This window comes from Desulfuromonas versatilis (assembly GCF_019704135.1).
Taxonomy (GTDB): Bacteria; Desulfobacterota; Desulfuromonadia; order Desulfuromonadales; family NIT-T3; genus Desulfuromonas_A; species Desulfuromonas_A versatilis.
Genome location: NZ_AP024355.1, coordinates 1,969,015 through 1,982,240, shown reverse-complemented (window position 1 = coordinate 1,982,240; position 13,226 = coordinate 1,969,015). Strand labels below are relative to the sequence as shown.

General features: G+C 63.1%; 13 protein-coding genes. 8 read left to right on the top strand and 5 right to left on the bottom strand.

Annotation, left to right across the window (positions count from 1 at the left end; translation table 11 throughout):
* Nucleotides 1-23: 23 nt before the first annotated feature.
* Together DESUT3_RS08710 and DESUT3_RS08705 are read right to left on the bottom strand one after the other, a co-directional pair.
* Nucleotides 24-1,019, bottom strand: coding sequence for a PilW family protein (locus tag DESUT3_RS08710; RefSeq protein WP_221252092.1), 996 nt, complete (start codon nt 1,017-1,019; stop codon nt 24-26).
* Nucleotides 1,009-1,410: a type IV pilus modification PilV family protein gene (locus DESUT3_RS08705; RefSeq protein WP_221252091.1), complete on the bottom strand. Its 402-nt coding sequence runs from the start codon at nt 1,408-1,410 to the stop codon at nt 1,009-1,011. The genes DESUT3_RS08710 and DESUT3_RS08705 overlap by 11 nt, the downstream gene beginning before the upstream one ends.
* Before the next feature lie 378 nt (nt 1,411-1,788).
* Between DESUT3_RS08705 and DESUT3_RS08700 the strand changes: the two genes are divergently transcribed.
* A complete protein-coding gene (locus DESUT3_RS08700; protein WP_221252090.1) occupies nt 1,789-2,343 on the top strand; it encodes a hypothetical protein in 555 nt (184 codons plus the stop codon).
* 13 nt (nt 2,344-2,356) lie between these two features.
* Here the strand turns inward: DESUT3_RS08700 and DESUT3_RS08695 are convergent, their stop codons facing one another.
* Together DESUT3_RS08695 and DESUT3_RS08690 are read right to left on the bottom strand one after the other, a co-directional pair.
* Nucleotides 2,357-3,718, bottom strand: coding sequence for a sigma-54-dependent transcriptional regulator (locus DESUT3_RS08695; protein WP_221252089.1), 1,362 nt, complete (start codon nt 3,716-3,718; stop codon nt 2,357-2,359).
* Nucleotides 3,702-5,228 carry a sensor histidine kinase gene (locus DESUT3_RS08690; RefSeq protein WP_221252088.1) on the bottom strand — a complete coding sequence of 509 codons (1,527 nt, stop codon included), beginning with the start codon at nt 5,226-5,228 and terminating at the stop codon, nt 3,702-3,704. The genes DESUT3_RS08695 and DESUT3_RS08690 overlap by 17 nt, the downstream gene beginning before the upstream one ends.
* A 210-nt stretch (nt 5,229-5,438) precedes the next feature.
* Between DESUT3_RS08690 and DESUT3_RS08685 the strand changes: the two genes are divergently transcribed.
* Complete coding sequence (locus tag DESUT3_RS08685) at nt 5,439-5,654, top strand: ferredoxin (protein ID WP_221252087.1); 216 nt, start codon at nt 5,439-5,441, stop codon at nt 5,652-5,654.
* 86 nt (nt 5,655-5,740) lie between these two features.
* Nucleotides 5,741-6,928: an MFS transporter gene (locus tag DESUT3_RS08680; RefSeq protein ID WP_225911661.1), complete on the top strand. Its 1,188-nt coding sequence runs from the start codon at nt 5,741-5,743 to the stop codon at nt 6,926-6,928.
* Between the two features lie 247 nt (nt 6,929-7,175).
* Here DESUT3_RS08680 and DESUT3_RS08675 read toward each other — a convergent pair whose 3' ends face one another.
* Nucleotides 7,176-8,189 (bottom strand): transglutaminase-like domain-containing protein, encoded by a 1,014-nt coding sequence (locus tag DESUT3_RS08675; RefSeq protein WP_221252086.1) that lies wholly within the window; start codon nt 8,187-8,189, stop codon nt 7,176-7,178.
* A 139-nt stretch (nt 8,190-8,328) separates the two neighbouring features.
* Between DESUT3_RS08675 and DESUT3_RS08670 the strand changes: the two genes are divergently transcribed.
* The 5 genes from DESUT3_RS08670 to DESUT3_RS08650 all read left to right on the top strand — a co-directional run bounded on the left by DESUT3_RS08670 (nt 8,329) and on the right by DESUT3_RS08650 (nt 13,112).
* Nucleotides 8,329-8,934, top strand: coding sequence for a DcrB/PsbP domain-containing protein (locus tag DESUT3_RS08670; RefSeq protein WP_221252085.1), 606 nt, complete (start codon nt 8,329-8,331; stop codon nt 8,932-8,934).
* A gap of 31 nt (nt 8,935-8,965) precedes the next feature.
* Nucleotides 8,966-9,511: an HD domain-containing protein gene (locus DESUT3_RS08665; protein ID WP_221252084.1), complete on the top strand. Its 546-nt coding sequence runs from the start codon at nt 8,966-8,968 to the stop codon at nt 9,509-9,511.
* 80 nt (nt 9,512-9,591) lie between these two features.
* Nucleotides 9,592-11,112: a bifunctional DedA family/phosphatase PAP2 family protein gene (locus DESUT3_RS08660; RefSeq protein WP_221252083.1), complete on the top strand. Its 1,521-nt coding sequence runs from the start codon at nt 9,592-9,594 to the stop codon at nt 11,110-11,112.
* 93 nt (nt 11,113-11,205) lie between these two features.
* Complete coding sequence (locus tag DESUT3_RS08655; protein WP_221252082.1) at nt 11,206-12,231, top strand: agmatine deiminase family protein; 1,026 nt, start codon at nt 11,206-11,208, stop codon at nt 12,229-12,231.
* On the top strand, nt 12,228-13,112 hold the full coding sequence (locus DESUT3_RS08650; protein ID WP_318836013.1) for a carbon-nitrogen hydrolase: 885 nt from the start codon (nt 12,228-12,230) through the stop codon (nt 13,110-13,112). The genes DESUT3_RS08655 and DESUT3_RS08650 overlap by 4 nt, the downstream gene beginning before the upstream one ends.
* Nucleotides 13,113-13,226: the final 114 nt, after the last annotated feature.

The window sequence follows — 13,226 nt, the reverse complement described above, 5'->3', positions numbered from 1 at the left end:
CCTGAATGGTTCATACGTTTCCCCTATCGGTTCCTGAGCTTGATTACACTTTCCAGACGCCTGGTTTTCACTCCCGAGTAGTTGGCCATCCCCGTCTTGGTAGCGTCCGTGGCCCCCTCGATGGCGACCCGGATCGCCACGATATTGCCCAGACGGGCCGCCGGCACGGTGACCTCATCGGGGCCATCGTCCATGATGTAGGAAAGTTGCAGATCGGTAATTTTTTCCGCAACGACCGAATCCCCCGAATTGCTGGTACGGCGCACCAACCGCCGCATGGCTGGATCCGCGGAGGTCGGATCATCCTGCAGACGGTAGGAAATCACCTCGAGTGCCGCAGGCGGGTTGGTGTTCGGGTTTCCGTCGGCATCGCCATTGGGGTCGATTACCCGGACAATGACATCACCGGCAGCATACTCGGTGGCGGCGTTGAACCCGGTCAGGGTGAGCCGCTCATTGGCCCGATCCTTGGCGAAAACCCGGAATATCCGGTCCAGGGGTGCCAGGCTGTCCTGGGGCCGAATGATGCGCACCCAATCGCCGTCCGAGGATCCGGCATTGAACAGGTCGACCATGTCCGCGGTGGCTACGGTCAGGGTGTATTGGGTCCCGGTGTCAGAGGGCGAGGTCGGGGGGTCGATGTCGATACGTGCCATGCGACCTGTGGCTGACGCCGCCTGGATGGAGAAGCAGTCCCCACCCGCACCAGGACTCTCCCCTGCGTCTGAACAGTCGCCATCGCCATTCAGGTCCGTTGAAAACTCGGGAGCGCTGGAAACCCCCTCCTGTCCGGAAGGGACCAGCAGGCCGGCAAGACGCACATCCCGGGTGAACACTTCCAGGCCGATACGCAGGTTCTGCTGCACGTCAACCACCTCTTCGGAGGTGTTGGCGGTGCGTTGGGTATTGGTGTACAGGGTCACGGTCGCCATGGTGACCAGACCCAGGATAGCCATGACGACCAGCAGTTCGATCAGGGAGAATCCCCTGGCGGTGTGGATCTTCGAATCAATCAACATAGCGTCGGTATCCTGTCAGGTTGATGGTGCGCCCCAGGTTGTTGGAAACCGTGACGGTAATCGTCGACACCCCAACTACCGGGGCATCCCTGACGACGTCGTAGGTGGCATCGTAGGAGCCTCCACCGCCGTCCACCACCCGATCCGACCACCAGGTGGCATCCGCCGCGTTGGTCCGGATCAGCGGATGGTTCACATCCAGGGCGAGAATCTCTTCCATCACTCCCTGGGCCAAAGCCGTTGCAGCCGAAAGGCTGCTTGCAGAGGAATTCGTCTGTATGGCCGTGACCTGCATGCCGGCGAGACTCAGCAGGCCGATCGCAAATATTGTCAGAGCGATCAACAACTCCACCAGGGTAAATCCCTTTTGCCCCTTGCCTGGGTATCTCATTTCTCCCCCTGTTTAAAACTTAGGACCTGCTCCTGCGCCAACTGCAGGAGGCCCACCCAGCACAAGAGCAAATTTCATACCACCCCAAAGGATGGAGAAAATACCCCCTGAAGTGCACCGAATCAGGATCATTAAGGATTCGGGACAAAACCCACTCTGCAAAGTCTGCACACTTTCCCGCGCAAACTTTGCGCTCTTCTCCGGATAAGCATTTCCCCTCCAGCCGCCGCCACGGCGGGGGAAACAGATCATGACAATGGGACTATACGGCTCAGCCAATCCTGCATATTCGCGGTTTCCTTGACAGAAATTGAAGACTGATGATTAAATGCATTCCGTCGATTTGTTTCCAGATCATCCGTAGCGGGGCTTCCCCAGATGAACCGTAGACCAAACGCTTTCCTTACTGCGGCAGTTTTGCTCGCCCTGTCCCTGCCGGCCCCTCCCCCTGCTGCGCACGCCGATTACCAGATCCTTCTGAAGCGCGGAACCAGGTTTGTCGTCCCGGATTACGAGATTGACAAGCAAAGCGTGAGTTTCTGGATGGACGGCGGCAAGGTGAACGTCCCGCGCGACAAGGTCCTCTATATCAGCAAAATCAGGGGCGAGGCAGGCGAAGTGACGGCCGTGGTGAAAACCATCGGCTTCGGACGGGACTCGGAATATGCCACTGAGGAGTTCAAATCCGACCTGAGGGGGGGGGATGGGGAGCGGGACAAGGAGTTTCAGGAGCAGGCGCAACGGCTGGAGACCCGCTACAGGTCCGCCATGAGCGAGTTCCAGTCGGCCGCCCAGGAGGAGGACCCTGCCAAGCGGGAGGAGGCGGTCAAGGCGATCCTGGAGATCAAACGGGAAAAAGCCAATCTCGCCGAGCAGGCCAAGCAACTCCACGGTGGAGAGCTCCCCTCCTGGTGGGAAGCTTCCGCCCAGTAGTTGCCGACCGACCTCAATCCAGCCCGAAATCCTTCAATTTATACTGCAGCGAGCGCAGGCTGATCTCCAGCATCTGCGCAGCCTGGGTCCGGTTTCCGGAGGTGGCGGCGAGAGCCTTGCGGATATACTCGCGCTCGATGCGCTCGATGGCCTTCTTGAGCGAATACTCCTCGGAGCCGCTGCGGTTTTTGCGGCGCACCTCCCAGGGGAGCCTGCCCAGATCGATCACCTCGCCGCGGCAGAAGATCATGGTCTTCTCGATCAGGTTCTCCAGTTCCCGCACGTTTCCCGGCCAGTCGTAACCCTGCAGGGCCTCGAGGGCGTCTTTTCCCAGCTCGGGCACGCTGCGCCCTTCCCGGCGGGCGATCCTCTGGACAAAGTGCCGGGCCAGCAGGGGGATATCCTCCTTGCGTTCGCGCAGGGGCGGGATGTGGATCTCGACCACGGCGAGCCGATAGTAGAAATCGTCGCGGAAACGGTTGCCGGCGACCTCCTCCTTGAGATCGCGGGCGGTGGCTGCCAGGACCCGCACGTCGACCTTGCGCGATTTGGTCTCGCCGATGCGCCGCACCTCCCCCTCCTGCAGTACCCGCAGCAGCTTCGGCTGCAGACCGAGGGGCATCTCGCCGATCTCGTCGAGAAACAGCGTCCCCCCGTCGGCAGCCCCGAACAGCCCTTCCCGGGGCCGGTCGGCGCCCGTGAATGCCCCCCGCAGGTGACCGAACAATTCGCTCTCCATCAAGCCCGCCGATATAGCGCTGCAGTTGACGGCGATGAACGGTTGCTCGCGCCTGGCCCCCTCGGCGTGCAGGGCGCGGGCTACCAGCTCCTTGCCGGTGCCGGTCTCCCCGGTGATGAGGACCGGCGAGGAGGAATCGGCCACCTGCCGCACCGTCTCGAGCACCCCCTGCATCGCCTGGCTTTTGAATACCATTTTGGCGCCGCCGGCCGAGTCGGCCAGCTTCTCTTTAAGCTGCTGGTTTTCCCGGCGCAGCTTGAGCCGCTCTTCGGCTTTTTTCAGGGTCAGGACGATCTCGTCGGGCTTGAAGGGCTTGGAGATGTAATCGTAGGCCCCTTTCTTCATGCACTCGATGGCCGTGTCCATGCTGCCGTAGGCGCTCATCATGATCACCGTGGCGGGGATCTTTCGGGTTTCGATCTCGGCCAGGAAGGCCAACCCGTCCATCTCCGGCATGCGGATGTCGCAGAGCACCAGGTCAAAGGACTCGCTCCCCAGTTGCCTGAGGGCGGCGGCACCCGACCCGGCTTCGACCACGAGGTAGCCCTGCTTGCCGAGCACCAGGGTGAGCATGTGGCGCATCGAAGCTTCATCGTCCACCACCAGGATTCTGCGCGAGTCACCGTTCATGGCCATCGGCCTCCTCGGTCTTCAAAAATACCGTGAACACACTCCCCTCCCCGGGCTTGGAGTTCACCTCGATTCGGCCCCCGGCCTCTTCGATAACCCGGTGGCACACCGACAGCCCGAGGCCGCGCCCCTTTCCGGGCGCCTTGGTAGTAAAAAAGGGATCGAAGACGTTGCGAAGGACTTCGGGCCCCATTCCGCAGCCGTCGTCGGCCACCTCGAGTTTGGCCCAGGAGCCCTCCTGCTGCGCGGAAACGCGGATGGTCCCGCCGTCTCCGCAGGCGTCCTTGGCGTTGAGCAGCAGGTTGACAAAAACCTGCAGCAGCTTGTGCCGCGCCGCCCGCACGGGGACCAGGGTGGCGGGCAGATGGTTCCCAATCCGCTGGTGCTTGAAGGCCCCCTGGTGGGTCAACATGTCCAACGCTTCGGCCAGGATCTCCGCGGGGTCGACCAGGGTCGCCTCGCCCGGCCCGGGGGCGGCGTAATCCAGCAGGTCCTTGACCAGGCGGTCGATACGCCCGGATTCGGCCAGGGAACGTTCGACGATTTCACGCTGTTCGCCCGGCGGCAGCTCGGTTTTGAGAAATTCCAGGTAGCCGACCACCGCCCCCAGGGGGTTGCCGATTTCGTGGGCCATGCCGGCGGCCAGATGTCCGACGGAGGCAAGCTTTTCCGAACGGACCAGCTCGGCGCGGGTGCGCCGCAGATCCTCGTTGGCCTGGCGCAGCGACTCGATATGGGCTTCGGTCTCGCTGCGACTGGCCTTGAGGGCGGCCACCATGGCGTTGAAGCTGCCGGCCAACTCGGCGATTTCGCGGGGCCCTTCTACCGGCAGGGACTGTTCCAGATCGCCCGCGGCCACCACCCGGGTCATCTCCATCAGGCGCCGCACCGGGCGCACCACGTTGCGCCCCAGCAGGTAGATGCCGAACAGCACCAGCACCGCCCCGTACAAGGCGACGTAGACCAGCACCAGTCCGCGGGCCGCTGCCAGCCGATCACGCACCGGTTCAAGGGAAAATTTGGCCCGCAGCGCCCCCTGGAATTCGCCCCCCCGCAGCAGCGGCACGGTAATCAGAACGAAACCGGGCTCGGCAGGGCCTGCCTGAAACCAGGCGGAGGGGTATTGGACGCGGATCGAAGGCTCCCCGGAGAGGCGTACCCGGTCGAGGTCCGAGCTTTTGGCCAGCGATATCGCTTCGGGGGCGACCGCCGCCAGGGCGCCCAGGTCGGAACCGACCAGCTCCCACCCCTCGGGCGCCGAACCGGCAGGCAGATGGCCCAGCAGCCCCTTGAGCCGCTCCGGCAGCACCCTGGAAGTCAATCCCCGGTCCCCGGAGCCATCGTCGAGGGCTCCGGCGAGTACCTGGAGCAGGTTCCCGGAATGAAGGATCTGCTGCGAAACCAGTTCGCGCTCGGCCAATTTGAGCAGCAGAAATCCGGCGAACAACAGGGCTGCGCCGAGCAGCAGCGCAATATTCACCAGGATTTCCGTGCGAAGTCCGATGGTTTTGGGCACCGGCCCCTCCTGCGGCGGATGACGGGCTGTTAAGCGGCCCGAAAACAGGCAACCATAGCATATCCGCGGGCCTCACGAAAACTCGTAAATACCGGGAATGCCAATCCTGTCAACCGTTTCCGGATGCAAGCGGCATTCCATGCTGGAAAAGCTCCGACCAACCTGCTAGCATGTCGGGCTGGGAATCACCCCAGCACAAGGAGGACCACCATGCCCCGCATCCCCGTCGTCGACCAGGACGCCTGCATCGGCTGCGAAGTCTGCACGCAGATCTGCCCGGAAGTCTTCAAAATGGAAGGCGAAGAAGGCCACGGCCACGACCATGGCCACAAGTCGGTAGTCTACAACCCCACCGGCGCTCCCGAAGCCAAGATCGAAGAGGCCATGGACAACTGCCCGGTGGCCTGCATTCATTGGCAGGAATAAGCACAGGATGCAGGTTTCAGGAATCAGGTTTCAGATTTTTTCCCTGAGTCCTTATTCCTGAGACCTGCCCCCTGACTCCTGAGACCTTGAGCATCACCTCCAACATTCCCAAGCTCTACGCCTTCTCCTTCCTGAAGATGGCCCTATTCCCCATGGCCATCATCACCCTGTTCTGGAAGGATCACATCGGCCTTTCGCTTACCCAGATCCTGGTACTCCAGGGTCTGTTCTCGGTCGCGACATTGCTCATGGAGTATCCCTCGGGATACCTCAGCGACCGCCTTGGCTACCGTTTCTCCCTGAACCTGGCTTCGCTGTTCGGGATCGCCGGATGGACGTTTTACACGGTGGCCGATTCCTTTTCCGGGGTCCTGATTGCCGAGTGCCTACTGGGCGTGAGCTACGCCTTCATCAGCGGATCGGACAGCGCCCTGCTGTTCGAAAGTCTGCGAACGGAAAATCGCGAGGAGGAATATGCCCGTTTCGACGGACGCATGACCGGCTTTGCCCAGACCGGGGAAGCGGCGGGTGCCCTGTTTGCCGGCCTGCTTTACGCGAGCGCTCCGCTGCTGCCGTTTTTCATCCAGATCGCCGTCTGGGTGCTGGCGCTGCTGATCTGCCGCAGCCTCGCCGAAGCCCCGGCGGACACCGAAGCGGCCCCCGCTTCGCACCTTCGCGAGGCCCTCGGCACCTGCCGCCTGGTTTTCATCGAAAACCGCCATCTGCGCTGGACGGTGCTGCTCGGGACGGTGCTCGGCATCTCTTCGTTTTTCCCGGTCTGGCTCATCCAGCCCTACATGCAGCAGGCCGGCGTACCGCTCTCCTGGTTTGGTCCGGTCTGGGCCGGCGCCAACCTGACCGTCGCCCTGTTCTCGGTGCTCAGCCACCGCTTCCGGTTTGCCCTGGGCGACCGGGGGATGACCGCGCTGTTTCTGGTGCTGATCCTGGCCGGGTACCTGGGGCTGGGGTTGTCGGCGGGAATCTGGAGTTTTCTGTTCTACTACCTGCTGACCGCCATGCGCGGCATGCAGGGTCCGATCCTGCGCCAGCACCTCCAGACCGCCAGCCGTCGCGCCAACCGGGCCAGCATCCTGTCGCTGAAATCACTGAGCTTCCGCCTGCTGTTCGTCGCCACCGGCCCCCTGGTGGGGCACTTCGCCGACACCCGGGGCTTGCAGCCGACCTTCCTCGTCCTGGCCCTGGCCTTCGCGGCAACTATCTGGCCCTTGGCCGTTCTTTTTCTGAAGACCGCCCCCAAGGCTGCCGAGAACTAACCTGCCCGGCAAGATGGCAAAGATGCCGGCTGTGGGCATAGCGCAGCAGTCGGCATCCGCCCCGAGCGGGGGCAGATCCCTGGCTAAAGGAAATTTCGCGCGGGAGTCTGGAAAATGGGGCTGTGGCGGGGAATTGGGAGGATGGCGCTCAGGGCTGTTCTTTGCCCGGGTGGTTTGGAACTGCAGCCAGCAAGTCGAGGGCCCTGAAGAAACGCGGGGCGGCTGTTACAGCCGCCCCGCACTCCACTTACTTTGCCTGGTAGGTGATCGTGTACTTGAAACTGGCCGGGTCGAGCCAGTCGAGGGTCTTGCCGCCGATCTGGGCGTAGGGGTACATCAGGTAATTGACCGCCTCGCCGCTCTGGGGGGGGCTGAGAACCAGGTCGCGCCCCTGGCCGAGGCTGACCCGGTAGGCGTCGATTCCGCCCCAGAAATACTTACGGTGTTCTGCAGTCTTGGGATCGGAAAGTTCAAGTTTCTCGGTAAGCATCGCCTTGCGCACATCCCCAGGATCCACCGGGACCCAGCCGTAACCGGGCAGGTAGAACTCGGCCCAGCAGTGCTGCCAGGTGCTGATATCCTTTTCGCTTTCCTTGGCCTGGCGGATGCCGAAGATCTCCCGCGAGGGAACCCCGGCGGCCCGGGCCAGGGAAACGAAGACCGAATGGATATCGGCGCACTTGCCGCCGGGCTTCTCCAGCAGGGTGCAGACATCCCCAGCCCCGCACCCCTTGGTATCGGGATCGCGGTACATGTTTTCGCAGATCCAGTCGTAGATCGCCCGGGCCTTGCCGAGCACGGTTTTCTGCTCTGCGGTGATGTGGTCGGCAAGCCTCTTGACCTGCCCGTCGACGGGCCCCAGGCTGGTGGGGGCCAGGTACAGGGCGTAATCGGCCGGATCCCAGGCCGCCTCGCGGGTGGGAAACTCGCGCCGCTGCACCTCCTGGCGATCAACGGCAAAGGTAAAGGTCAGTTTGCGGCTTTTGGCCTCGGCCGGCCAACTGGCCGAAAGCATCGCGGTCTGGAATACCCGGTCGGTATAGACCGCGGCATCGGCGTAGTCGCCCGAAACCTTTACCCCGGAAATCTGCTGGTTGGCATCGGAAACCGGATAGGGAATCCACAGGCGGGCCTCCTCGCCCTGGGCGTGGGCGCTCAGGTCGAACTCCATGGTGATCACACCGCTGCGCTCGGCCGGTTGGGCCGCGGTGGCCAGAACCGGGGCCAGCAGCAAGGCGACCAGGGCTGCAATTTTTTTCATTTTTCCTCCTGAGTGACGGGTGGTATTGTTGAGTAGTGGATAGTAAAGTAGTCGGGAATCTATAGCAAATCGAATTATCAAATCGCTCTATCCATCAAATAATGTTTACCTATTGCCCCCATCGTCGGACGAGGTTTTTGTGGCCCGCTTCGCCAAACCCGAATTTTCCATCCCTGCCTTCTGCGGGTACCGCCTGCCCCGGATCGCCATGCGGCTGATTGCGGCGGCGGGGATAGTCCTTGCCCTGAGCTGCTGCTCCGGACCGGGGCAAATCACCGGAGGGGATAAGCGCATCCAGGAAACCTATTACTACGATGCCAACCTGGAGTTCGCCCTTGAACACCCGAGGAAATGGACGAGAACCCGGGTCGCCGCAGAGGGTTATCCACAGGTCCCCTACGCCATCCGGCTCGGCCCGCCGGCCAGGAAGGACGAAGCGGGCCAAATCCGGGTGACCATCACCTCGATCCCCCCCACCCTGGCGCGTGGCGGATACGCCGCTTTGCAGGCGAACTACCTGCAGGCGTCCCCGGGGTTCGTCCTGGAGTCCGAAGCCGCGGTGCCTCTGACCTATACCCCTGCCTGGCAGGTGACGGGGCAAAACGCCGAGCGCACCGCCCTGGTCTACCTGATCACTTCGAACCGCCGCGCCTACATTATCGAACTATCCGCCCCCACGGCTGCTTTCGACAAGTACCGGCCGGTTTTCGAAGCCCTGGCCCAGTCGTTCCTGCCCCTGGACTAACAATTCCCCGAAGCGCAGGTTACCAACATTCATGAATCCTCTTGCCCTGCTTGAAAAATACTATCCGCCCGGCAGCCAGGGCCATGCCATCCTTCTTGAGCACAGCCTGGCGGTGGCCGCCAAGGCCGAAGCGATTGCCAGGCGTCTCGGGCCGCAGCTGGTCGATGCGGACTTCGTCCGCGAGGCGGCGCTGCTGCACGATATCGGCATCTGTTACACCTCGGCCCCGGAGCTTGGCTGCAACGGCGCCCTTCCCTATCTGGCCCACGGCTACAAGGGTCGGGAGCTGCTCGAGGCCGAGGGCCTGCCGCGCCACGCCCTGGTCTGCGAGCGGCACATCGGGGTTGGGTTGACCGCCGAGGAAATCACCAGCCAGGAACTTCCGGTTCCGCCACGGGATATGCTTCCGCTCAGTGTCGAAGAGCAGATCGTCACCTACGCCGACCTGTTTTTCTCCAAAGACCCTGCCGCCGGCCACCGGGAGCGCCAGGCGGAGCGGGTACGGGAGAGCCTCGCCAGGTTTGGCGCCGAAAAGGTGGCAGTCTTCGACGGGTGGCACCGGCGATTTGCCGGCTGATTCCCGAAAACACCCTAAAAAATGATAAAATGTCAGGGATTCCGGGAGCCTGTCCACCGGCCCCCGACAGAGGCGCCGACATGGAATCCTGGCTTCAGCAATTTTTCGACTGGTTGCCCAGCGGCGGGTCTTACTACCTGCTGATCGGGGTGGTCGCCTTTCTCGAATCGCTGGTCGGCGTCGGGCTCCTCGTGCCCGGCGGGGTGCTGACCGTTTTCTGCGGTTTTCTCGCCGCTCACGGCAAAGGGGATATCCAGATGGTCATGGCCGCCGCGGGGGCTGGAGCGATCGTCGGCGACCTGGGCTGCTACTGGGCCGGCGCACGCTTCGGCCCCCGGCTGAGCAAACTGGCGCCCCTGGCCAAACGCCAGAGCCTGATCCGCAGGGCCGAGCTCTTTTTCGCCGCCCACGGCGGAAAAAGTGTCTTTCTCGGGCGTTTTTTCGGCCCGCTGCGGGGGGTGATCCCCTTTGTAGCCGGCAGCGCCATGATGTCCCCGCTGGCGTTTTTCTGCTACGCCCTGATCAGCGGCGTCCTCTGGGGATTCGCCTACCCGGGCCTCGGTTTTGCCGGCGGCACCAGCTGGCAGAAGGTGCAGCAGCTCACCGGGCGGGTCAGCCTGCTGATCGCCGCGCTGGTGGTCCTGCTGGTCCTCAACAGCCTGTTCTGGGCCAAACTCGCCCCCCGTATCGGTCATACCCTGGCCCGAATCTGGAACCGGGTCAGGACCGGCTGGCACCGGCTGCTGCGCAAACCCCTGGTGGCCCGTTTCATTTCGCGACACCCCGTGCTATGGAGTTTTTTGGCCGATCGCTTCAGCCTGCACAGGGGATCTGGCCTTTATCTGACTGCCGGCTTTCTAACCAGCGCATTGTTCGCCCTGCTGTTCGTTGGGCTGGTGTTCGGCCTGCACCTGCAGCAGACCCTCCAGAGCCTGGACCAATGGACCTACCTTGCGGTACAGAGTCTGCGCCATCCGGCCACGGATGTTGTTTTTCTCACCCTGACCTTTCTCGGCAGCGCCCCGGTGGTACTGATGCTCGGGGGTCTGGTCATGCTCTGGCTGTTGCTCAATAACCGGGATTTCTCCGCAGTTATCCTGGTCGCCGGCACCGCCGGTGGGGAACTGCTGGTATTCCTTCTCAAGAACCTGTTTCAGCGCCCCCGCCCTACCCCGATCCTACCGGCCCTGGAAGTCATCTCCTCGAGCTTTCCAAGCGCCCACGCCTTTGTCGCGCTGGTTTTTTACGGCCTGGTGGTCTATATGCTGATCGACACCGTACACAACTGGCAAAATCGCTTCGCACTGGTCCTGGCCGGCAGTTTCCTTACCCTGCTGATCGGGTTCAGCCGCATTTATCTCGGCGTCCACTGGCTGACCGACGTGCTGGGCGGCTTCGCCCTGGCCGCCGTCTGGCTGACCTTCCTGATCACCGCCTCGGAACTGCGCCGCCGCTACGCCGGAGAATTTCCCTGGCGGCATGGCTGGAGTCCCTTGAGTTTCTCGCCGACGCACCGCGCCATGATTCTCACCGCAGCCGCCCTGCTGGTCCTGGGCTCCGTTATCGCCTACCTGGCCTGGAAAATCCTCGCGATCTTGTGAGTCGCCCCGTTCGAACAAGGAATTTGTTGCACTCCTGGAATAAATTTTTTAGGATTGGCGCGCACTTGACTCAAGCTTGAGAAGGATGAAAATATGACCCGAAGATTACCGGCGGAATGGGAAGCACAGGACGGGGTACTGCTGGCCTGGCCCCACGAAGAAACGGACTGGCATGCGGACCTGGAGCAGGTCGAGCCGGTCTTTGTGGAAATTGTCCGGCAGATCAGCCGCTTCGAGAGGGTGCTGCTGGTGGCCCCCGACGCCCGGGAACTGCGCACCACCCTGCAGATGGCCGGCGTCTGCCTGGACCGCGTGCAGATTTTCGAGATCCCCAGCAATGACACCTGGGCCCGCGATTTCGGTCCCATCACCGTCGAAGACAACGGCCAGGTGCGCCTGCTCGACTACGGTTTCAACGGCTGGGGCCTCAAGTTCGCCAGCAATTTCGACAACCAGATCACCCGCGGCCTGCACCAGGCCGGAGCCTTCGGCTCTACCCCCCGGGAGGTGGTCGGGCTGATTCTCGAAGGCGGCAGCATCGAAAGCGACGGACGGGGCACCATTCTCACCACTGCAGAATGCCTGCTCAACCCCAATCGCAACCCCCACCTCGACCGCCGGCAGATCGAACGGGTTCTCGCCGAACAGCTCGGCGCCGAGCGGGTGCTGTGGCTGGAAAACGGCTACCTGGCCGGCGACGACACTGACTCCCACGTCGACACCCTGGCGCGGCTCTGCCCTGAGGACACTATCGCCTACGTCGCCTGCGACGACCCGGAGGACGAACATTACGAGGCCCTGCAGCGCATGGAGCAGGAGCTCAAGGCCCTGCGCACAGCCGCCGGCGAACCTTATCGGCTGATCCCCCTGCCCTGGCCCGTAGCCTGTTACGACGACGAGGGCGAGCGGCTGCCGGCGACCTACGCCAACTTCCTGGTCATCAACGACGCGGTGCTGGTCCCCACCTACGGTGACGACAAGGACCAGGCGGCCCTCGAGGCGGTCGGACAGGCGTTTCCCGCCCGTGATATCATAGGAATCGATTGTTTCCCGCTGATTCTGCAGCACGGCTCGCTGCACTGCGTGACCATGCAGATCCCTAAAGGAGTGCTGGCATGAGCAAACTGACCATCGGCCTGGTCCAGCAGAGCTGCACGGCGGACCGCCAGGCCAATATCGACAAGAGCATCGCGGGCATCCGCGAAGCCGCCGCGCGCGGGGCCCAACTGGTAGTCCTGCAGGAGCTGCACTGCGGGCTCTATTTCTGCCAGAGCGAGGACACCGGCCAGTTCGAGCTGGCTGAGCCGATCCCCGGCCCCTCCACCGAGGCCTTCGGGGCCCTGGCCAGGGAACTCGGCGTGGTGATCGTCACCTCGCTCTTCGAGAAACGGGCGCCGGGGCTGTATCACAACACCTCGGTGGTGCTGGAAAAGGACGGCCGCATCGCCGGCAAGTACCGCAAGATGCACATCCCCGACGACCCGGGCTACTACGAGAAGTTCTACTTCACCCCCGGCGACCTCGGCTTCAACCCCATCGATACCTCCGTCGGAAGGCTCGGCGTGCTGGTCTGCTGGGACCAGTGGTATCCCGAGGCCGCGCGGCTGATGGCCATGGCCGGGGCCGACCTGCTGATCTACCCCACCGCCATCGGCTGGGACCCCAACGACAGCGCCGAAGAGCAGCAGCGCCAGCTCGGCGCCTGGGTCACCATCCAGCGCGCCCACGCCGTGGCCAACGGCATCCCGGTGGTCAGCGTCAACCGGGTCGGCTTCGAGGACGATCCCAGCGGTCAGGGCGCAGGCTCACAGTTCTGGGGAAACAGCTTCGTCGCCGGCTGCCAGGGCGAGTTGCTCGCCGAGGGGGGCAACGACCAGGAGCAGGTGCTGGTGGTAGAGGTCGACCGCAAGCGCAGCGAAAATGTCCGCCGCATCTGGCCGTTCCTGCGCGACCGGCGCATCGACTTCTACGACGAGTTGGTCAAGCGCTATCGCGACTGAACAGGCACGAATACCTCAGTGTCAAGGAAGGCAGGGACCGGTTCCCTGCCTTTTTCTTTTCCCGGGACAGGCTTCCAGCTCCAGCACCCCCTCCCTCCCCCTCCCCCTCCCGGT